This window comes from Chloroflexota bacterium (assembly GCA_016235055.1).
Lineage (GTDB): Bacteria > Chloroflexota > Anaerolineae > JACRMK01 > JACRMK01 > JACRMK01.
This window is the reverse complement of sequence record JACRMK010000093.1, coordinates 1-20,049: the sequence shown is the minus strand read 5'-3', so window position 1 is coordinate 20,049 and position 20,049 is coordinate 1. Positions and strand designations below refer to the sequence as shown.

17 protein-coding genes are annotated in these 20,049 nt (G+C 64.9%); 1 reads left to right on the top strand and 16 read right to left on the bottom strand.

Annotated features, from left to right (window positions below; translation table 11 throughout):
* Nucleotides 1–6 precede the first annotated feature (6 nt).
* Nucleotides 7–687: a DUF2461 domain-containing protein gene (locus HZB53_21305; GenBank protein MBI5880196.1), complete on the top strand. Its 681-nt coding sequence runs from the start codon at nt 7–9 to the stop codon at nt 685–687.
* A 4-nt stretch (nt 688–691) separates the two neighbouring features.
* On the opposite strand, the gene HZB53_21300 is transcribed toward HZB53_21305, so the two are convergent.
* The 16 genes from HZB53_21300 to HZB53_21225 form a co-directional block, all read right to left on the bottom strand.
* Nucleotides 692–1,864: a hypothetical protein gene (locus HZB53_21300; protein ID MBI5880195.1), complete on the bottom strand. Its 1,173-nt coding sequence runs from the start codon at nt 1,862–1,864 to the stop codon at nt 692–694.
* Nucleotides 1,861–2,316, bottom strand: coding sequence for a MarR family transcriptional regulator (locus HZB53_21295; GenBank protein ID MBI5880194.1), 456 nt, complete (start codon nt 2,314–2,316; stop codon nt 1,861–1,863). The genes HZB53_21300 and HZB53_21295 overlap by 4 nt, the downstream gene beginning before the upstream one ends.
* An 89-nt stretch (nt 2,317–2,405) precedes the next feature.
* Nucleotides 2,406–3,380 carry a zinc-binding dehydrogenase gene (locus HZB53_21290; protein MBI5880193.1) on the bottom strand — a complete coding sequence of 325 codons (975 nt, stop codon included), beginning with the start codon at nt 3,378–3,380 and terminating at the stop codon, nt 2,406–2,408.
* A 67-nt stretch (nt 3,381–3,447) separates the two neighbouring features.
* A complete protein-coding gene (locus HZB53_21285; GenBank protein ID MBI5880192.1) occupies nt 3,448–3,867 on the bottom strand; it encodes a Zn-ribbon domain-containing OB-fold protein in 420 nt (139 codons plus the stop codon).
* Between the two features lie 34 nt (nt 3,868–3,901).
* A complete protein-coding gene (locus HZB53_21280) occupies nt 3,902–5,056 on the bottom strand; it encodes a thiolase (protein MBI5880191.1) in 1,155 nt (384 codons plus the stop codon).
* A gap of 179 nt (nt 5,057–5,235) precedes the next feature.
* Nucleotides 5,236–6,267 (bottom strand): SDR family oxidoreductase, encoded by a 1,032-nt coding sequence (locus tag HZB53_21275; protein MBI5880190.1) that lies wholly within the window; start codon nt 6,265–6,267, stop codon nt 5,236–5,238.
* Between the two features lie 39 nt (nt 6,268–6,306).
* Nucleotides 6,307–7,338: an SDR family NAD(P)-dependent oxidoreductase gene (locus tag HZB53_21270; protein MBI5880189.1), complete on the bottom strand. Its 1,032-nt coding sequence runs from the start codon at nt 7,336–7,338 to the stop codon at nt 6,307–6,309.
* 62 nt (nt 7,339–7,400) lie between these two features.
* Nucleotides 7,401–8,237 (bottom strand): class I SAM-dependent methyltransferase, encoded by an 837-nt coding sequence (locus tag HZB53_21265; protein ID MBI5880188.1) that lies wholly within the window; start codon nt 8,235–8,237, stop codon nt 7,401–7,403.
* Between the two features lie 53 nt (nt 8,238–8,290).
* Nucleotides 8,291–8,953, bottom strand: a complete 663-nt coding sequence (locus tag HZB53_21260) for a pyridoxamine 5'-phosphate oxidase family protein (protein MBI5880187.1) — start codon at nt 8,951–8,953, stop codon at nt 8,291–8,293.
* Nucleotides 8,954–9,008: 55 nt separating this feature from the next.
* On the bottom strand, nt 9,009–11,159 hold the full coding sequence (locus tag HZB53_21255; GenBank protein ID MBI5880186.1) for an acetate--CoA ligase family protein: 2,151 nt from the start codon (nt 11,157–11,159) through the stop codon (nt 9,009–9,011).
* An 869-nt stretch (nt 11,160–12,028) separates the two neighbouring features.
* A complete protein-coding gene (locus HZB53_21250; GenBank protein MBI5880185.1) occupies nt 12,029–12,508 on the bottom strand; it encodes a MaoC family dehydratase in 480 nt (159 codons plus the stop codon).
* 78 nt (nt 12,509–12,586) lie between these two features.
* The gene (locus HZB53_21245) at nt 12,587–13,726 is read right to left on the bottom strand and encodes an acyl-CoA/acyl-ACP dehydrogenase (GenBank protein ID MBI5880184.1); all 1,140 of its coding nucleotides are present in this window, start codon (nt 13,724–13,726) and stop codon (nt 12,587–12,589) included.
* Between the two features lie 55 nt (nt 13,727–13,781).
* The gene (locus HZB53_21240; GenBank protein MBI5880183.1) at nt 13,782–15,014 is read right to left on the bottom strand and encodes an acyl-CoA dehydrogenase family protein; all 1,233 of its coding nucleotides are present in this window, start codon (nt 15,012–15,014) and stop codon (nt 13,782–13,784) included.
* A 281-nt stretch (nt 15,015–15,295) separates the two neighbouring features.
* Nucleotides 15,296–16,186, bottom strand: a complete 891-nt coding sequence (locus HZB53_21235) for an ABC transporter permease (protein ID MBI5880182.1) — start codon at nt 16,184–16,186, stop codon at nt 15,296–15,298.
* Between the two features lie 90 nt (nt 16,187–16,276).
* Nucleotides 16,277–17,224, bottom strand: coding sequence for an ABC transporter permease (locus HZB53_21230; GenBank protein MBI5880181.1), 948 nt, complete (start codon nt 17,222–17,224; stop codon nt 16,277–16,279).
* Between the two features lie 122 nt (nt 17,225–17,346).
* The gene (locus HZB53_21225; GenBank protein ID MBI5880180.1) at nt 17,347–19,077 is read right to left on the bottom strand and encodes an ABC transporter substrate-binding protein; all 1,731 of its coding nucleotides are present in this window, start codon (nt 19,075–19,077) and stop codon (nt 17,347–17,349) included.
* Between the last annotated feature and the right edge of the window lie 972 nt (nt 19,078–20,049).

The following is a 20,049-nucleotide window of genomic DNA, read 5'->3' as shown; positions in this document are numbered from 1 at the left end:
AACCGCATGCCCGCCGACTACGACCTGAAGCCGGTCCTGACCTTCTTGGCCGGCCTGAAACGCAACACCAACAAGCCGTGGTTTGAGGCGCACCGCGCCGAGTTTGACGCCGCCCGCGCCGAGTTCGAGGCGTTTGTGGCGTACCTGCTGGCCGCGATAGGGAAGTTCGAGGATTTCGGGCACACCACCGCGCCGGACTGCATCTTCCGCATTAACCGCGACGTGCGCTTCTCGCCCGACAAGACGCCGTACAAGACGCACTTCGGCGCATACCTCGCGCCGGGCGGGCGCAAGTCGCTCAAGGGCGGGTACTATTTGCAGTTAATGCTGGGCGGCTCGATGCTCGCGGGCGGCATGCACAGCCCTTCGCCGGCCGCGCTGTCCGCCTTCCGCGACCGCATTGCCACAGACCCCGCGCCATTCTTGCGCATCGTGGAGAACCGCGCCTTCCGCCAGCAGTTCGGGGAGATCCACGGCGAGCGACTGAAGTCCGCGCCGCAAGGCGTCGCGCGCGACCACCCGCAGATCGAGTGGCTGCGGCTGAAGCAGTTGATTGCCGAGCACGACTTCACGGACGCCGAGGTGCTGGCGCCCGGCTTCGACCGCGAACTCGTGAAACTTGCGAAAGTCATGCATCCGTTCAGCCACTACATGGCGGCGTTCGAGTCGGGACACAGCGGGGAGTAGCTCCCTACCCCGCCCAGTAGCCCTGCACGTACAGCATCGTATACAGCGCCAGCAGCAGCGCACCGCCGAGCGTGTAGGCGCGGTCGACCCACGGCGAGCGCGCGCCGGCCAGCGCCAGCGGCACGGTGAACGCTGCCAGCGCAAAACGGTTCAGGCCGAGCGTCTGGCCGGTCGACAGCGGGATCAGCACGCACAGCAGGCCGTACACGCCGTAGCTCGCGCGGCCGCGCCGCAGTTGCCACGCCGAGACGGCCAGCACACCGAGCGCCAGCCCGGCGTCGAGCAGCAGGTTCGCCTGCGCCGCCGGATAGCTGATCAGGTGGTCCCAGTCCAGGTTGTCCGGCAAGCTATCGAAGCTCCAGGCGGCGCGGTGAAACAGGCGGTACTGTGAGTCGAAGAACGACAAACCCTGCGCCATCAGGAAGAGCTGAAAGCCGCCGAACGCGGCCGGGATCAGCAGCAGCCATGCGCCGCGCCGGTCGCGGCCCTGCCGCCACCACTCGACTGCCAGCGCCGCGAACAGCGCCAGCCCGGTCACACGCGTCAGCATCGCCAGCGCACCCGCCACCCCGGCCGCGCCCCAGCGGCCCCGGCGCGCCGCAGTGAACGCCGTCGCCGCCAGCAGGATGAACGTCGCCTCGGTGTAGTTGGCCGTCAGGAACCACGCCGTCGGGAACACCAGCAGGTAAAAGAGCGCCTGCAGCGCCGCCGGCTCGTCCAGATCCACCCGCGCCAGCGCGAAGACCGCGCACGTAGCGCCGAGCGCACAGAGGTTGCTGACCACGAACGCCGCGTCGATCGCCGTGCACGGCAGCCAGCCGCACGCCGCCAGCGTGACCGCCCGCACCAGCAGCGGGTAGAGCGGCAGGAACGCCGCCGTGTCGCGGCTGTAGCCGCTCAGCGCGATCATCTGGTAGAACCCGGAGTCGAAGCGGGCGTGCAGCGCCGCGAAGCCATTCCAGGCCAGCGGCAGCATGTCGCGGATCTGGCTCGTCCAGGTGTACGCCTCATCCGGCAGCGACAACTGGAAGCGCGCGAAGGCGAGCAGTGCATACGCCTGCACGGTCACCCACCAGAGGGCGAAGACCAAAGCCGCGCGGCGCATACCGCTGTCGCGCACAAACGAAAAGGCGGGCTTGCGGCCCGCCCTCTCAGTATCGGTCAACCGGTTAGTCATTTCGGTTTCAACGGATCGGTCGCGGCGAACAGCCTCTGCAGCAACTGCATTACCTGCGAGACGTTCTGCAATTCCGCATCGTCTAACGCGGCCAGCCGGCCCGCCACAAACTCGCGCGTGCTCTCGCGGATCGTGTTGAACGCCTGTGCGCCCTCGGGCGTCAGTTGTAGCTTCAGCTTGCGCCGGTCGGTGCCGTGTCCCGCGCGGTCGATGAAGCGCCGCTGGACGAGGCTGCCGACCAGCTTCGACATGGTCGGCAGGGACACGCCCTGGCTCGTCGCCAGCTCGGATAGTGTCGCCTCCCCGTTCCGGCTCAAGTACGCCAGCACGCGGAACTGGGGAATGGTGAAGTTCGGGCTGCTCTGCGACCGGATATGCGCGCGCAGGTGGCGAACCACCTGAGGGGCGATATCGACAACCGCCGCGGCGCAATCGGATTGTGTGGGTCTCATGGTGTCCTCATTGAATCGTCCGAATTATAGCCGCGCCGTACCGCCGCGCAAAACCCCAATCCGGCAGGGTCGATCTGGTGCACGTCGCACTATTGTTCGTAGTTGATCATCACCTTGATCGCCTCATCCTTGCGGTCAGCGAACAGGTCGAACGCCTCCTTCAACCGGCTGAACGGCAACTCGTGCGTGACGATGCCATCCACGCGGATGCGCCCGTTCTTGATGTACTGCACCGCCAACTCGAAGTCGCGCGGGTAGTCGGGCGACGAGACGGTCGGCATCAGCCGCACGTTCTTGCGGAACAGTTCGTTGTATAGCACCGGGTACTCTTCGATATCCGGCACGCCGAACGCCAGGATGCTGCCGCCGTAGCGGGCGAGCTTGATCGCCGTGTTCAGCGTGTCGGTCTGGTGCCCGACCGCCTCGATGACCAGGTCGGGGCCGCGCCCGCCGGTGATCTCGTTCACGGCCGCCGCCAGCGCGTCATCGTCCATCGCCGGGAGCGTGTGCGTCGCGCCGGTGTTCGCCGAAACGGTCCGCCGCAGCGCATGCTTGTCCACCGCAATGATGTTGCGCGCGCCGAGGTTCGCCGCCATCTGCATCGCGAACAGGCCGATGCCGCCCTGCCCCAGCACGACCACATCCTGGTGGAACAGCGCGCCGACTTTGCGCATGCCCCAGATCACCGTGCCGAGCGGCTGCGCCAGCGTCCACTTGTTCCATTCGCCGTCGTTCGGGATCAGCGCCGTGCGCGATTCGTCCGCCAGAAAGTATTGACCGAGGCCCTTGAACATATACGGCTCGGACATCACAACGTCGCCGGCCGTGAACCTGGACGAATTGCTGGCTACGACCTCGCCGACCGTCTCGTGCGCCGAAAAGCACTCTTTGGCGCGGTGCATCGTCAACGGGTGCACGCCGAGGTAATACGGCATGTCGCTGCCGCAGATCGTTGCGCGCCTGGTCTTGACGAGAATCATGCCTTTCGGCGCGTTCTCGATATCCGGGATCGGCAACTGAACGTGTTCATACTCCTTCGGACCGACAATGCGTGCCGCAAACATGAATTTCTCCTCTGTCAATCGCAGTAGGATTTTGCGGCCTCAAAGGCCGCAGAGCATGAAAAACCTGCTACACGGGCTTGAACTTCGCGAGCGAAATCTGCTCCGTGACGTCGTCATAGTGCACGACGACATCCATGCCGACCTTGATCTTGGTCGGGTCGGGGTCGATGCCGACCAGGTTCGTCATCAGACGCGGCCCTTCGTCCAACTCGACCAGCGCAATTACGTACGGCGCGTCGGCCGAGAACGGCGCCGTGCTCGGATGCTTGCCCATATTGATCGTGAAGCCGTAGAGCTTGCCCCGGCCGCTGACCGGCTTCCAGGCCAGATTGCGCGAGCCGCAGTACGGGCAGACGGCGCGCGGGTAGTAGATGAACTTCTGGCAGTCCCCGCACTTCTGCAGCTGCATGGCGTGCGCTTTGACGCTGTCCCAGAACGTCTTGGTCAGCGGATCGGGCATCGGGAGCGGTTTGGTATAGTCAGCCATTCGTGTGACCTCGTGTGAGAAGGGTACGGTGCGCCTATGCGCGCCCGAGGATGACGGTGCCGGCCGAGCTGAGGACGCCGCCCGTGCCGTGCGCCACGGCCAGCTTGGCGTCCTTCACCTGGCGGATGCCCTGGTCCTGGTAGTCGTGCCGCAACTGGCGCGTCGACTCGATGATGGTGAACACGCCGTACATGCCGGGATGCGTATACGACAGGCCGCCGCCGTTGGTGTTGACCGGGAAGACGCCGCCCGGCGCGGTGCGGCCCTTCGCGAAGAACGCGCCGCCCTCGCCCGGTTTGCACAGCCCCAGGTCTTCGGCCGTCATTAGCACCGTGTAGGTGAACGAGTCGTAGATCATCGCCAGGTCGAGCTCGTCCGGCCGCACGCCGGCCATGTCGAACGCCAGCTTGCCCGACACCTTCGCCGGACCCGACGTGAAGTCGTGCATCTGCGAGATGTTCGAGTGGTCGATGCTCTCGCCGCGCCCCAGCACCACCACCGGGTGCGTCTTCAGGTCGCGTGCGCGCTCCAACGACGTCAGCACGATCGCGCCGCCCGCGTCCGTCACCAGGCAGCAGTCGAGCAGGTGGAACGGCCACGAAATCATGCGGCTCTTCAGCACGTCCTCAATCGTCAGCGGATCGCGGTACATCGCCTTCGGGTTCAGCGACGCCCAGCCACGTGTGGAGACAGCGATCTGCGCCAAGTGCTCGGAGGTTGTGCCGTACTGGGCCATGTGCCGCGAGCACGCCATCGCGTACGCGCCCACCGGCGACGGCAGACCAAACGGCGCCTCGAACTGGCCGCGTATCGTCTGCGCCCCTTGCGGAAACCCGCCGATGCCGATGCGCGAGCGGCCGCTCTCGCCGTGCGTGATCAGCGCCACGCTGCACAGCCCGGCCGCAATCGCCATCGCCGCGTGCCCGACGTGAATCACGAACGACGAGCCGCCGACCGCGGTGCCGTCCATGAACTTCGGCACGATGCCGAGATACTCGGCCGTTTCCATCGGCGAGACGCCCGCGGTGAAGATGCCGTCGACGTCGCGGGTCGTCAATCCCGCCTCGCTCAACGCGTTGTGCGCCGCCTCGGCGTGCAACTGGATGACCGAGCGGTCGGGCACGATGCCAATCTGGTCCGATTCGGCCACGCCGACAATGGCTACCTTCCCCGCTATGTTGTTTGCCATGCTCTCCTCGTGGGTAATGGATGGGGTTGCGAGTCCGCGCGCGGCCCCGGCTTCTATGCACCGGCGACGACGGCCGCCCGTCCAGCCATGAGCGATGCCGTCACCTGCTCCCGGTATCCTACGGTATTATACGTGCAGAACGGGCCGGCGGCGTGCTTCCGCCGGCCCGTCCAACAATTTTACCGTGTTTCGCCGTACGGCGGGAGCGGAATACTCCAGTACTTCACGCCTGGCGCAATCTCCTTGTAAGCATCAGCCGGTAGATCGCCGCGGTGCATGTTCAACCCGACCTGCTCGACCGTGCCGTCTTCCTTCGCCACTGGAATCTTGAGGCCGGCGCCGAACGTCTTCGGCATCACCTGCGCCAGCAAGTCGACCGTCCAGCCGTTCTCGGCGCGGATCGTCTTGACGACCTGCGGCTGCGAGATCAGCGCGTACTGGTAGCCCGACGCTGCGAAGCACTGGCCGCTGATATTCTCGGCCGCGTCGCTCGCCAGGAAGGCGATCAGCGGCGCGATGTTATCCGGATCGTGCTCGGTGCCGATCGCCGTCTCGCTCGGCATCTTGCCCGTCTCGGACATGACGCGCTGCGCCATGCGCGGGATCGAGTCGATCATGCGCGTCCATGCACCCGGCAGGATCGCATTGGCCGTGCAGTTCGACGTGCGCATCGAGTTCGCCAGCACCCAGGTCAGGCCCAGGATGCCCGACTTGCCCGCCGCGTAGTTCGGCTGGCCCGGCGCGCCGAAACCCGACGACGACGAGAAGTTGATGAAACGGCCCGACTTCTGCTCGCGGAAGCGCGACGACGCGTGCCGGCAGACGTTGAACGTGCCTTTCAGGTGCACGGCGATGACTGAATCCCACTCGGCCTCGCTCATGTTGAAGATCATCCGGTCGCGCAGGATGCCGGCCACGTTCACGACAATGTCGATCCTGCCGAACGCGTCGACCGCCTGCTGGATCATCGCCGCCGCTTCGTCGTACTTGGCGACGTTGCCGTAGTTCGCGGCCGCCTTGCCGCCCGCCGCACTGATCTCATTGACGACCTGCTGCGCGGGCGACGCGTCCTGCCCCTCGCCCGACAGCGATACGCCCAGGTCGTTCACGATCACGGCGCAGCCTTCCGAGGCCAGCGCCTTGGCCACGCCGCGGCCAATGCCGCGCCCGGCGCCGGTGACGAGTGCTACTTTGCCATCCAGTTTGCCCATGTCTGACTCCGTAGGTGGTGATATGCGCTCGTCCGCGGACTAGGCGCGCTTGGTCTCGTAGTATTCATTCCACTGCCAGTACTTCACGCCGGGGGCGATCTCTTTCCACGACGCCGCATCGTTCTGCAGCACCTGAGTGCGGCGCGGGGCCGGTGTCTCGCCCGGCTTGGGCGGCATCGGCGGCGGCGTCAGGCCCGCGCCCAGCGTCTGCGGGCCCAGCGCCCAGAGCTCGTCATGCGCGAACTTGTGGTCGGCCTGCAGGATGCGCAATGCCTCGGCATGCGAGTAGAGGTGCCACGCGTAGCCCTGCACGCCGAGCACCGCGCCGTTGATGTACGCCGCTTCGGGCGTCGCCAGGTAAGCGATCATCGGGGCCAGCGCGTCGGGGTCGTTCTCGGTGCCCTTGAACTGCTCGCTCATCGGCTTGCCGGTCTGCTGCATGACCGCCTGGCCGCGCGGGGTGTTGTCGGTCATGCGCGTCGCCACGAAGCCCGGTGCAATCGCGTTGGCCGTGCAGTTGCTCTTGGCCATCGAGTTGGCGAGCGCCAGCGTGAACCCGATGATGGCGTGCTTGGCCGCGCCGTAGTTCGGCTGGCCGGGGCTGCCCCAGGCCGACACCGAGGCGAAATTGATGAAACGGCCCCACTTCTGCTCGCGGAAGCGCGACGAGGCGTGCCGGCAGATGTTGAAGGTGCCTTTGAGGTGCACGGCGATGACCGCATCCCACTCAGCCTCGCTCATGTTGAAGATCATCCGGTCGCGCAGAATGCCGGCCGTGTTGACCACGATGTCGATGCTGCCGAGTTCGCGCACGGTGCGTTCGATCATCGCGCCGACGCCCTCGTAGCTCGTCACGTTCGTCGTGTCGAAGATGGCGCGCCTGCCTTCGGCCTGGATCTCCTCGGCGACCTTCTGGGCCGGGCCGGCGTCGCCGCCCTCGCCCGAAACGCTGACGCCGAGGTCGTTGACGACGACCGCCGCGCCTTCCTTCGCCAGCATCTTGCAGATGCCGCGGCCAATGCCGCCGCCGCCGCCGGTGACCAAGGCCACTTTCCCGTCGAGTCTGCCCATAATGTTCTCCGTTTCTGTATGAAATGGATGATTGTGAACTTTGCTCGGTTTGCCGCCGCGCGCTACACCGGCATGGCTTCGAACACGGCCTGCACCACCACCACGCGCCCTTCGGCGATGTTGCGCGCAAAGTTGGCCGCCATCGCCGGCGCGTCGGGGCCGAAGACCAGCGGCAGCAACTGCGCCGGCCGCGGGCCGGGCGTCTCGCTGCGCGCCGCCGCCCGCCGGAACGCCTCGGCAGCCAGCGCCGATTCGTCGACCCATTCGACCAGACGGAACCCGGCGCGCTCGATCATTCCCTTCGTCGTTTCCGGCGCTTCGAGGAAACTAAGCGCCGGCCCGCTGGCCCACGGCACCGGGAACAGCACCGGGGTCGTGGCCCCCGCCATCACGTCGTGCAGCGCCAGCCGGCCGCCCGGGCGCAGCACACGGCGGCACTCCGCATAGAAGCGCGCCTTGTCCGCAATATTCATCGTCACATGCTGCGTGAACACGCAGTCAAACGCCGCAGCGTCAAACGGCATCGCCAGCACGCTACCACGCCGGAAGGTGACCGTGGCGCTCTGCCCGGTCGCACGCGTCAGCATCTCGCCGGCGCGGATGTAATCCGCCGTGAGGTCAAGCACCGTGACGATACAGCCAAATTCGGCGGCCAGCATGCGCCCCGCACCGCCGAAGCCGCCGCCCGCATCCAGCACGCAGGTTCCGGCAGTCAGCCCCGCCCGGCGCGCCAGGTCGGCCGTTGCGGCGCGACCGCGCGCGTGGAACTGATCGATCGCCGCCAGATCGGACGGCGACAGGCGCTCCGGATCCTTGCCCTCGGCACGCAGCGCCGTGACGATCCGCTCCAGCAGATCCGTGCGGCTGTAATGCGAGTCAATATTCGATGGTGCAAACATGCGCGAGCACCCTTGCCCTACGGGGCGCATGATACCATATTTCCTTGCATTGGCTAACCGTTGCGCTGTGTCAGGAATTCGCGCAAATACGCCGGCACTGGCGTGCCCGGCTGCAGGTCCGGCGCGCCGATCGGCTGGCCGTAAGTGGTGCGCACCGGCACCAGCCCCGCCCAGACCGCCAGCCCCATATCTTCCGCATCGTCCTTCGGCGAGCCGGTGCGCACCTTGGCCGACGCCAGGTCGATCGGCATACGCACGACGCCCGTCGCCTTTAGTTCCTGCGCGTTCGGCTCGCGCGCATCGTACCAGCGGCCCGGCATCAGTCGCTCGGTGAACGCTTCGAGCGCGCGGTTCTTCTCTTCCGGCGACTCGACCAACTGCCCGCGGCCGAACAGCACCGCCGAGCGGTAGTTGACCGAGTGATTGAAGATGGAGCGCGCCAGCACCAGCGCGTCCATGTGTGTAATTGCCACACAGAGCGGGTTGCCCGCCCCTGCATGCTCGATCAGGCGGCTGGTCGACGCGCCGTGCAGCAGCAGGTCGTCGCCGTCGCGCGCGTGCAGCGTCGGAATGACGTACGGCTGCCCGTCAACCACAAACGCCACGTGGCAGATCAGGGCCTCGTCGATGATCGGATAGATAACGCTCTTGTCGTACTGGCCGCGCTCCGGCTTGCGCACCACCCGGTTGCGGTCTTCTTTGGAGAAGTTCGTCACTACGCCTCGCTCAGTGGCCGGCGAGCCTGCCAGCGCCCGCCGGCCTGTGAAATGGTTACGCCGGCACGATCAGGCAGTCGAGCGCCTTGGCGCCCTTGCCGTTTTCGAACACAACGAACGGGTTGATATCGATCTCTTTCACGTCGTCCTTCAACTCGACGCATAACTGCGAGAAGTCCTGCAGCGTCTGCACCAGCGCGCCCACGTCCGATGGCTTCAGGCCGCGCGCGCCCTTGAGGATGGCCTTGCCGCGCAATGAGTCGATCATCGCCTGCGCCCCCTCGGCGTCAATCGGCGGGATATTCAGCGCCGCGTCCTTGAGCACCTCGACGAAGATGCCGCCCAGCCCGACGAGCACGCCGGGCCCGAACTGCGGGTCGCGCGTCATGCCGAGGATCATCTCCTGGCCGCCGCCGACCATCTCCTGCACCGACACGCCCTGCAGTTCGGCCTGCGGGTTGTACTTCTTGCACGATGCCGTGATGCGCTCAAACGCGGTTTTGGCATCGTCTGCGCTTTTGACGTTCAGCACCACGCCGCCGGCCTCGGTCTTGTGCATGATCTGCGGCGAGACGATCTTCAGCACAACCGGGAAGCCGATCGCTTGCGCCACACGCGCGGCCTCGTCGGCGCTCTGCGCGATGCCTTCTTTCGTGACCGGGATGCCGTACAGGGCCAGCACCTGCTTGCCCTCACTCTCGGTCAATGCGCGTCCGCCGGCCGCCTTGACCAGCGCGCGCGCTTTCGTCTGGCGCGCGGCATCGACCGGCGGGGCCGGCTTGATACCCGCGCGGCGATTTTGGTACTCCGCGTAGTCGATCAGGTGCTTGACCGCCTTCAGTATGTTCGTCGTGCCCTGCATGAACGGCACGCCCTCGAAGTCGGCGCGCGGCTCGGCAAAGTCCGGCATCCCCAGCGGTTTGTCGCGGAACGTGCCCGCCACCTTCGACGAGCGCAGCCAGACTTTGTCCGGGTACTTCTGGATTGCGGCCAGTATCACCTTGCCCGACGGGCTGGCCGCGTCGAACTTCGTATTGCCGCCGAGGTTGTGCAGGATGATGTGGATGCTCGGGTCGGAGCCCATGCCGTCGAGCGCCGCCTCATGTACGTTCATGTCGGCGGTGCCGCCCGGCCCGGTGATGTCGAGCGGGTTGCTGACGGCGATGTAATCGTACAACTCTTCGCGGATGATGGCGGCGCTGTCCGGCGAGAACGGCGGGAACGACACGCCGATTTCTTCCGCCAGGTCCACCAGCACGGAGTTCTCGCCGCCGGAGTTGGTCAGTGCGCCAACCCCGCGCCCCTTCGGCAGCTTCTTCGAGTGCATGATCGCCATCGTTTCGATCATCTCGTTGAAGTCGTACACGCGCGTGACGCCGTATTTGCGCAGCATCGCGTCGATGATCTTGTCGGAGCCGGCCAGCGCGCCGGTGTGCGCCTGCGCCATTTTGGCGCCGACTTCCGAGCGGCCGCTCTTCAGCACCACGATCGGCTTTCTGGCCGCCGCGCACAGTTCGGCCGCCTCCAGGAACGCCTCCGGCTTACGGAACTGCTCCACATAGCAACCAACGACCTGCGTGTTGTCATCCTCGGCAAAATAGCGCACGCAGTCGGCGACGTCGAGATCGACTTCGTTGCCGGTGCTCAGCACGTGCGCGATGTCAATGTAGCGATCGACGCAGTTGCTGATGACCGAGATGGCGATGCCGCCGCTCTGGAACGCCAGCGACAGCCGCCCGGCGCGCTGGCACATCAGCGCCGTGTTCGGCATGCCGGCGAAGCGGTAGATCGCGCTCGCGTTGCCGTAGCAGTTCGGCCCGACAATGCGGATGCCGGTGCGTTCCACGAAGTCGGTCATCATCTTGTGGCGGCGATCGCCCTCCTCGCCGCCGATCTCGGCAAACCCGCTCGTGATGATGTTGATCGCCTTGACTTTCTTCTGCTCGCACTGTTCCAGCGCATCGGGCACCAGGCGCACCGGCACGGCGACCAGCACCAACTCGACATCATCCGGCACGTCGGTCAGGCGGTGGTAACACTTCACGCCATCCACGTCCGGATAGCGCGGGTTGATCGGATACACGCGGCCCGGCTTCTTCAGCGCGACGAAATGCTTGAAGATGGTGTTGATGTAGCTCCAGTTCGGCGACACGCCAATGATGGCCGCCGATTTAGGATTCAGGAAATGCTCCAGTGGACTGGTCACGCCGTGCTCCTCCTCCGAATGTGGATGTGGTTTAGAGACGCCGCACGCCGCGCGGCGGATGGATTAATGCATCGATGCCATACTGCCGGGGCTTCCCGTTCCCGGTAACCGCCGCGCCGTGGATGAATCGGCGCCAATAAGACCTTCTCCCCGTCCTTCAGGCCGACGTCAAGCGCGGAAGCGTTCGGGAGGGCCTTTCCATTTTCGAATAGTGTGTCCGAAACGGCGCACAGCAGGCTGAACTTGCCGTACCGCCCCGCGCAGACGGGGGCGAAGCCTGCGGCATGTTTGCGGCGCCCTTCGACAGGCTGTTCAGAAACTTGGCTGGCAACCAGACTGACTATTCATTCTAGCCCGTCATGCCGGCATGTCGTTGTCCGCTGGCCTCATGCCAGCGGACGGTTAACGGTCAGCGGTGCTGTCCAGCGGCTTCGCGCCGCTGGACGTTAAGCACGCCTGGGCTGGAGGCCCAGGCGCAACGAAGCCGCTGACCACCGCCGGCATCCACGCCAGCATCTGGCACGCATACGGGCTCTGTTACGCCCGCCTGGATTCCGGCCTTCGCCGGAATGACGGCGTGGATATGTGGCGCACCAGTTTCTGTCCGCACGCATGTCGCCGCGGCGTCCTGGACTTCTCAGGGTGCGGCCGTCGGTTTGTCAGGCGAGAATGGAAAAGCCCGGGCGTTCGAAGCAACCGCGAATGTCCCGGCTCCGTTCGGCGCGCCCGTCAAATACAACGCCGCCGCTAGGACGTGATATAGCGGCGGCGGATTGCGCTCAATATGCTGCAGTCCCGGCAGTTCCTCGCTCAAAGCGGAGAGCGCCCGCGATCGATTGAAACGTTCAGCCCGCGCCTGAAAGCACGCTCTAGAAGTAGGTCCGCCCCAGCGTCTCGGCGATCATCGCCGGGCGGTCCACACCTTCCACCTCGACGGTGCTCTCGCTCGTCACCTGCACCCAGCGCTTGTTCGGGTCTTCCTCGATCGACATCAGCTTGCGGTGTACGCGAATGCGTTTGCCGACCGGCACCGGCGCGATGAAGCGCACCTTGTTCAGGCCGTAATTCACGCCCATTTTCGCGCCGGGCAGCTTGGACTTCATGCCGGTCACGTTCTGGCCCAGAAAGCCGGCCAGCATCGACAGCGTGAAGTAGCCGTGCGCGATGGTGCCGCCGAACATCGTCTTGCTCGCGCGCTCCGGGTCCACGTGGATGAACTGGTGGTCGCCGGTCGCGTCCGCGAATTTGTTGACCATCTCCTGGGTGATCAACACCCAGTCGCCCAGGCCGGTCTCCTGCCCGATATACTTCTTCATCTCCTCAACAGAGTTGACTTCAAAGTTTTCCATAATAGCCTGTCTCCTGCCGGACGTGACCGGCGGCCGCGCCTGTTCCAAACCGGCCGCCGGCCACTCCGGCGCGCATGATTACTTGGTCTCGGCTTCCAGCGTGCGCAGCGCCTGCTCGCGGTGGTAGTCCGCGTCGCCAAACATCGGCTCGTAGTACTTCGCCCGCTTGAAGTACAGGTGCAGGTCGAACTCCCACGTAAAGCCGATGCCGCCGTGCAACTGGATCGAGTCGCCGCACACCTTGCGCGACGCGTCGCCCACATACGCCTTGGCCACCGAGGCCGCCAGCGACGCGTCGGGCGCGCCGGCCGCCTGCGCCCACGACGCGTAGTAAACCGCGCCGTGCGACGACTCAACCTCGACCAGCATGTCCGCCGCCATGTGCTTGATCGCCTGGAACGTGCCAATCGGCTGGCCAAACGTCTCGCGCACCTTGGCGTAGTCGACCGACATCTCCATCGACTTGCGCGACGCGCCGAGCATCTCGGCGGCGGCGCTGACGGCCGCCTTGTCGAGCAGGCGCTTCAGCACCGGCCAGCCGCCGTCCACGTCGCCGATCACGTTTTCTTCCGGCACGCGCACGTTGGAGAACGATACCTCGGCCGCCTTGCTGGTCAAGTCCATGTTGGTGACCGGGGTGGTCGCCACGCCCTGAGATTTCATGTCCACGGCGAACAGCGTGATGCCGTCCGGTTTGCTGGACGTGCGCGCCGCCACGATCGCCACGTCGGCGACGTGCGCGAACGGCACAAACCGCTTGAGGCCATTGAGGACGAAGCCGCCGCCGCCCGACTCGGCCTTCAGGTTGATCGCGCCGGGGCCCCAGCTCGTGGCATCTTCCAGCCAGCCCATCGTCGCGATCAACTCGCCGCTGCCGATGCCGCCGAGATACTTGTCCTTCTGCGCCTTGTCGCCCGCGTCGGCAATCGCCGCGCCGGCCAGCACGACGCTGGCGAAGTACGGGCTCGGCAGCACCGCCCGGCCCATCTCCTCCAGGATCATCGACAGTTCCACCTGGCCGAGTCCCAGGCCGCCGTTGTCCTCCGGGAAGGTCAGGCCGAGCCAGCCGTTGTCGGCCATCTCCTTCCACATCGCTTTGCTGTAACCCGCCTGATCGTCGAACATGCTGCGCACGAACTGCGACGTGCATTTATCGGTGAGATACTCGCGCACGGTGTTGCGGAGCATCACCTGATCGGAAGTGAAGTCAAAGTCCATGAGTGGTCTCCACGAAGTGATGGTACGCTGCGGGCGACGAACGCCCGCCCGCGGCCTAGCCGCCCTTCTGCTTGGCGATCTCGATACGGTCGGTGCGCACTTCCTTCGGCAGACCGAGCACGCGCTCACCGATGATGTTCTTCTGGATCTGCGACGAACCGGCGTAGATCGTGGGTCCGAACGACTGCAGGAAGTCCACGCCCCAGACGCCGTGCCGGCCGGAGGCGCCGCTGCCCGTTTCCTCGGCATAGGCCGCCGGCGTGCCTTCGAGCAGGTTGCCATACGGGCCGAGAATCTCCATCACCCAGTGATGGTACCGCTTGTCGTACTCGCTGTAATACAGCTTCGCAATCGACGATTCGGGGCCGGGCCGCTGGCCCTTCTCCAACCGCGACAGGATGCGCAGGCCGGCATAGCGCATCACTTCCAACTCGACGTACGCGCGCCCGATCTTCTGGCGCACCGCCGCGTCCTCAATCGCCGTGTGGCCGTTCACCTTCAGGGAACGGCACACATCGACCAGACGGCGCAGCGACATCAGGTAGGTCGTCACGCGGTTCAGCGTGCCGGCGCCGCGCTCGAAACCGAGCGTGGTCTGCGCGATCTGCCAGCCCTGGTTCAACTTTCCAATCAGATGATCCTTCTCGACGCGCGACTTCGTAAAGAAGACTTCGCAGAACTCCGAGCCGCCGGTGATCTGCTTCAGCGGTCGCACGTCGATGCCCGGCTGGCGCATGTTGATCAGGAAGAATGAGATGCCCTGGTGCTTCGGCACGTTCTGGTCGGTGCGTGCCAGCAGGATACCCCAGTCGGCGATGAAGCCGCCCGAGGTCCACACCTTCTGGCCGTTGATCTCCCAGTGATCGCCCTTGTCGTCGGCGCGGCATTTCAGCGCCGCCAGGTCCGAACCGGCATTCGGCTCCGAGAACAACTGGCACCAGATCTCCTCGGCGTTCATGATCTTCCTGAGGAAGCGCGATTTCTGCTCCGGCGTGCCGTGATGGATGATCGTCGGGCCGACGATGGACAGGCCCAGGCCGTTCACGGTCGACGGCGCATTCACGCGCGCCATCTCGTCCTGCACGATCGCCTGCTCCATCGGGCGCGCATCCTGGCCGCCGTACTCCTTCGGCCAGCCCATGCCGACGTAGCCGGCCGCGTACAGCTTGCGGTGCCACGCCACACGCTCGTCAAGGGACTTCAGCTCATCTTTCGGCAGGTTCTCTTCGAACCACTTCCGGACACGCGCGCGAAACGCAATGTCTTCTTGGGTAAAGCTCAGATCCACAGTGTTCTCCTTCCAACAATGAGTGGTAACGGTTTCAGACGTCAGTGGGCAGCCCTCAAACGCCGCTTGAAGGCCGGCGACTGGCGCCCGTCCCCGCAGTTCAACCCTATCGGCCGGCCGCTCGCGCGGCCGCGCGCGCTCCCGGATCCGCTCGTGGAAACGCCTCGCTAACTCGCAGTAGTATAGCCCAAATTTGGGCGACGCGGCCCGGATCGCCCCCTTTCTCCCGTCGCGACAGCCACACGCCGGACGGCAATTGAGATGCTATTCGACGGCGCAGCCTAGCGCGATCCGCGCAGTCGCGGATCCAACACATCGCGCAGCGCGTCGCCAAACATGTTAAAACCGAATACCAGCACACTGATCGCCAGGCCGGGCCAGATCGCCAGCATCGGCGCGACCAGGAAGAACTGGCGGCCCGACCCGCTCAACATGCTGCCCCAGGCCGGCATCGGCGGCCGCACGCCAAAGCCGAGAAACGACAGCGTGGACTCGGTCAATATCGCGCCGCCCAGTTGCGTCGTCGCCAGAATGATGATCGGCGCGAACACATTGGGCAGCACGTAACGCAAGATGATGCGCCAGTCGCCGCAGCCCACGCAGCGCGCCGCCTCCATGTACGGCATGTGCCGGATCGTCAGCACCGCGCTGCGCACGACGCGCGACGCGCCCGCCGCCGTGAGGCTGCCGATGGTCGCCGCGATGATGAAGATCGACACGACCGGGTCGGTGTTGACGGAGGTGAAGATGGTCACCATGGTGATCAGCAGCACGAGCGGCGGGAACGCGATCCAGATGTCAATCAATCGCTGGACGAACAAATCGAAGCGGCCGCCAATGTAGCCGGACAGCAGGCCGATCAGCGTCGCGATGCCCGTGCCGACGGAGATGGCGCCGAACCCGACGCACACCGAGATCAACGCACCATACTCGATGCGTGCGAACATGTCGCGGCCCAGATTGTCGGTGCCAAACCAGTGCGCCGCCGACGGCCCCTGCAAGCGGTCCGCGCCCTTGCCTTCGTCGTACGGGTATGGCATGACCCCGAGCAGTGCCAGCAGCGCCAGCAGCATGAAGGCCACGACAATGGCGGCCCCAAACGTGCCAAGCGGCTTGGTGCGCAGGAAGCGTCGCACCGTTTTCCACACGCTGGGCTCATAGATCTTGGCCATTTGCGCGGCAGTCGAAACGGCGTCGGTGGCCGGAGCAATCGAACTCATGGCAGGGTATCCTTGAGTGCATGCAAACCTGGCAGGCCGCGCCTAGCTGTAGCGAATACGCGGATCCAGCCACGCATAGATGATGTCCACCATCAGGTTGGATGCAATAATCAGCACGGCGAAGATCAGCATGATGCCCTGCACGACGGGAAAGTCGCGATAGCTGATCGCCTCAATCAGCAGACGCCCGGTGCCCGGCACGACAAAGATGTTTTCCAGCACAACCGTGCCGCTTACCAAAACCGTCAGTTGCAGACCCAGGATCGTCACCACCGGGATGATGGCATTGCGCAGCGCGTGCAAGAAGATGACGGTCCGTTCCGCCAGCCCCTTGGAGCGCGCGGTACGGATGAAATCCTGTCGCAGGATCTCCAGCATTTGCGCGCGCGTCAGGCGCATAATGGTGCCCGACAGGCCGATGCCGAGTATGAGAGCGGGCAACAGCATCTGGCTCAGGTTCTTGCCCGCGTCAACTGAAAACTGCGTGTAGCGCAACGGCGGCGTCCATTGCCACCAGATCGACGGCAGCGTGATGGCTAGCGTGCCGAGCCAGAAACCGGGGACGGCCAGCATGGTGATGGCCGCACTGCGCGCGATGTAGTCCGACAGGCTATCCTGCTTGACCGCGGAGTAGACGCCCAGCGGAATCGATATGATTAACGACACCGCCAGCCCGAGCATGCCCAGTTCGAACGTGACCGGCATGCGCTGCACGAGTTCGTCCATGACGGGCGTATTGTTGCGCAGCGATGTGCCCAGGTTGCCCTGCAGTGCGCCCCAGACCCACGCCAGATACTGCTCGTGGAACGGTTTGGTCAACCCCAGTTTGTTGCGCAGGTCTTCGAGATCCTTGGCATAGCCGCCGTAGTCCTGCATCATCATGGTCACGGCGTCGCCCGGCAGCAGGCGAATCATGCCAAACACCAGCAATGTGACGCCGAACAGCGTTGGCACCATCAGGATCACGCGTCGGAGTATGTATTGTTGCATAGCTCCCCATCGTTTTCAGGGTTCGGGCGGCCGCGCCGTGCATGCCGCCCGCGCACGAGCCTGGACTGCCAGGGCCGGCCGGGCGGCGCGACCGATCGCGCCGCCCGGCCGGCGTCGCAAGCCTACTGCGGTTTGCCGTCCAGCCATACCTTGATGACATACTCCGCGCCGCGGCCGTAGTCGGTCTCGTAGTAGAAGTTCTTGACCCACGGCTGAAGCGACTGCATCTGCATCCCCACCGTACCGATAACGTAGTACTGCTGCTCGGCGAGGTAGCGCTGGATCTCGTACAGCTGGTTCTTGCGCTCGGTCTTATCGAGCGTCATGCGCTGCTTCACGATCATGGCGTTCAACTTCTCGTCGTTGATACCGGCATGGTTGCGCGCGCTCTTCGGGTCGTACATGTTGAAGAGGTAGTCGTTCGCTTCCTGCACCGGTGTTTCGAGACCCCAAACCATCGTCGGCGCTTCGAATTTGCCCAGGAACGTCGACGCGATGTACGCCGAGTAGTCCTGCGGCTTGAACTCCATGATGATGCCCGCGTCCTTCAGTTGCTTCTGCACAAGCTCGACACCCTGGTTAAACGTGTTGCCGTACGCGTTCAGCACGCTAATATACGGCACCTTCAAGCCGTCTGGGTAGCCGGCGTCGGCCAGCAGCTTTTTGGCCGCCGCGACATCGCGCTTGAAGTATTTGGCGTTCGGGCCAAAACTCGCGTCGAGCGGGCTGAGATGCGATGATTCGAGGCCGGCCGCCAGATGACTCTGGTAAACGCCCTCGCCCTCGTACAGCGTCTTGATCGTCTCGTCGCGGTCCATCGCCAGCGAGACGGCCTGGCGGACACGCGCGTCGTTGAACGGCTTCTCCTGCACGCGCCAGTACATGAACGACAGCAGGTTCTGCGTGTTCTTGCGGATCAGCATCTCGGGATTCGTCTTGCTCAGCGACGCCGCGTCGATCGCCGACACGCCGTTGATGTCAATCTGCTTGGAGCGCATGGCCGCGACGGCCGTCGCGTCCTCCGGCACAATCAGCAGGTCCACCTCGTCGACGTACGGCATCGGCGAGAAGTAGTAGTCCGGGTTGCGCTTGGCGACGACCTGCACGCCCTTCTCGTACTTGTCGAAGATGAACGGGCCGCTGCCGACGATGGTCTTGCGCAGGTTGCCGTCCGCGTCGATGACTTCTTTCGGCACGATGTAGAACAACGGCGTCGCGATGCTCGTCTCGAACGGCGCAAAGATGTCGTTCAGCGTGAACGCGACATTGCTGGCGTCCACCGCCTTGACGTCCTTGACCATGTTCAGCACGGCCTTTTGCACGTTGTCCTTCTGGAAGCGCGTCCAGGAGAACATCACATCGTCAGCCGTTACCTTGCGCCCGTTGAGCGGCGGTTTGTTCTGCCACTTCGCGTTGTCGCGGATATGGAAGGTCCACGTCAGACCGTCCTTCGAAACCTCCCACTTGTCGGCCAGGTCGCCGATCGGCTTGAACGAGTTCGGCTTGACATCCGGGCCGCTGTCGAACTTCAGCAGACGGCTGTAGAAGAACGCCGCAAACTCCTGGCTGCGGAACGACGTGTTGAGGTACGGATCGAGGTCGGGCGGGTCGCCCGTCCAGTAGCGGATAACCAGCGTGCCGCCGCGCTTCGGCTGTGCCGCCGCGGGCGTCGCCGGCTGCGGCACCGCCCCCGTGGTCGCCGGCGCCGCGGGCGTTTGCCCGACCGCCGGCGGTGGCGTCGGCCCGGCCGGTGCCGGGGTGGATGGCCCGCCGCACGCCGTCGCCATGAGTAGCGCCAGTAGCGCTACAGCCATTAAGCCGATGGATGCCCTGGTTATGCGGTTGTGGTGCATGTCTCCTCCTCCAAAGGTCCCTGCGTTGATTTGGACGCCCGGTGCGCGCCGGCTCCCGTGCCGGCGCTGCCCGTTGCGTTACTTCGGCTCCCGGAGCGACCGGGGCTTACGACAACAATCGGCACGGTGTGCCGCAGGTATTGGCAAACAAAAACGCCCCCGGATTCACGGCGTCCGCTACCGGGGACACCGCGATCTGTGGGGCAGCAACGTGAGATGCCGAACCCTGCTGATACTTCGTGTGATACCGAATGGGAGGCGAGCAATGACACACAGGTCGTCTCGCCGGCGCCGAGCAATGAACCACGAACAAACCTGCGACCCGAAAACTGAGGAACGAACGCGTGGCGGAATGATCGGAGATGGGTTTTGCCGGCGTACCGAGCGGCTTACCGTCGCGGGGCGCGGCGGTGGCTTGCGCACAACCGGGAGGCGCGGCGCAACGCGGCGTCGCGCAGGCGCGGCGAACTGCGCGCACAGAGCGAGGGAAACCAGCCGCGATATGCCCCTTCCGCATGGCTCCTCCAGTGAGGTGAGTAATGCCGACCGGCCCGGCGCGCGAGCGCGCCCGACCTTCTCGTCCAGGAGACGTATCCGCCGCCGTCACGTCGTAAAGACGCGGCCAGCCGGTGCATACGATCGTCGGCCATCACCCGTAGATTGTCATTTGGCGCTCAGACACACCGTGCCGATGCGCACCACGATCACGGAGGAATCGAGCGTTCGCCGGCGCCCCTACACTGCAAGGGTTGCGGAAAAAATCACCGGCGGAAGATTTTTCGCATTATAGACGAATTTTGAAGTACCTGTCAATCGGCGGATACGCTGTGCAGCAATTCTCAATTTGGCTTTGGACGCGTACTGTCCAATGCCGGCTTGCCATGAACTTGGCCCTCTGGTGCTTGTCACGCACGCTGGCTCGACAAGTAAGCGGCGTTGCCCTCCCCCCGACCCCCTCCTAACAAAGTTGGG